Source organism: Streptomyces sp. sk2.1, assembly GCF_008120935.1.
In the GTDB taxonomy this organism is placed as follows: domain Bacteria; phylum Actinomycetota; class Actinomycetes; order Streptomycetales; family Streptomycetaceae; genus Streptomyces.
In genome coordinates, this window is sequence record NZ_RDBO01000107.1 from 1 (window position 1) to 1,092 (window position 1,092).

At 72.8% G+C, this 1,092-nt stretch carries 2 protein-coding genes; both read right to left on the reverse strand.

Translation table 11 applies throughout. The features are described 5' to 3' along the window. Positions 1-88 precede the first annotated feature (88 nt). Positions 89-913, reverse strand: coding sequence for a class I SAM-dependent methyltransferase (locus EAO76_RS40820; protein WP_148841299.1), 825 nt, complete (start codon positions 911-913; stop codon positions 89-91). Positions 914-930: 17 nt separating this feature from the next. Further along, on the reverse strand, positions 931-1,080 hold the full coding sequence (locus tag EAO76_RS40825; protein ID WP_262376174.1) for a 4-hydroxyphenylacetate 3-hydroxylase C-terminal domain-containing protein: 150 nt from the start codon (positions 1,078-1,080) through the stop codon (positions 931-933). Positions 1,081-1,092 lie beyond the last annotated feature (12 nt).

Below are 1,092 nucleotides of genomic sequence, written 5' to 3' on the forward strand. Positions count from 1 at the left end.
CTCGCCTGGGACCTGACGGCCGACAGCTTCGGGCAACGGCAGGACCTGTACGAGTACGTGCACCGCGGCGACCTGGCGCGCAACCGCATCAACCTCTACCGCAACCACGACCTGTCAGAGGTGCGCGAGCGCATCTCGGCGCTGATCGACGCCCCGTTGTGAAGGGACCGCACACCGACATGACCGACGACATACTCGACCGCGCCCGCACCCTGTCCGGGTACGACGACGTCAGCCGCATCCGGCAGGCCCAGGACCACGCATGGGTGCTCGGCCTCGTGCCCGGCGTCCCGCGCACCGGAACCGTCCGCTCCTGCGTCTCCTCGATCGTGAAGTACCGCTCCAGCAGGGCCCGTACGTCGGGCGCCGGCCGGGCCCGCACCCCCATCGGCACCACCCCGGACAGCTCGGCGGGGGCGCCGAGCAGCCGCAGGGCGTCGACCGCCACGACGTCCTCGCCGCCGAGCCCCGCAGGGTCGGTCACCGGGTGATGGGTCGTCAGGACGAAGGCGCCGCCGGGCGCGAGATGGGCCGCGACCCAGGCGAAGGCCCGCTCCTCGTCGGGGTGCAGCCAGTGCAGCACGGACGTCATGAACGCCACGTCGAACCGGTCGTCCAGGGCCGGCAGTCCCAACAGGTCCCCGGTGAGCAGCTCGGCCCGCCCCGCCAGCCGCACCCCGGCCTCGCGGACCCGGTGGCCGGAGCCGTCGACCCCCACCGCCCGTGCCGTGTCCGGCCAGCGGTCCAGCGCCGCCTCCAGCAGCGCGCCCGTCCCGCAGCCCAGGTCGAGCAGGGTGCGCGGGACGCCGGGCACGAGGCCGAGCACCCATGCGTGGTCCTGGGCCTGCCGGATGCGGCTGACGTCGTCGTACCCGGACAGGGTGCGGGCGCGGTCGAGTATGTCGTCGGTCATGTCGGTGTGCGGTCCCTTCACAACGGGGCGTCGATCAGCGCCGAGATGCGCTCGCGCACCTCTGACAGGTCGTGGTTGCGGTAGAGGTTGATGCGGTTGCGCGCCAGGTCGCCGCGGTGCACGTACTCGTACAGGTCCTGCCGTTGCCCGAAGCTGTCGGCCGTCAGGTCCCAGGCGAG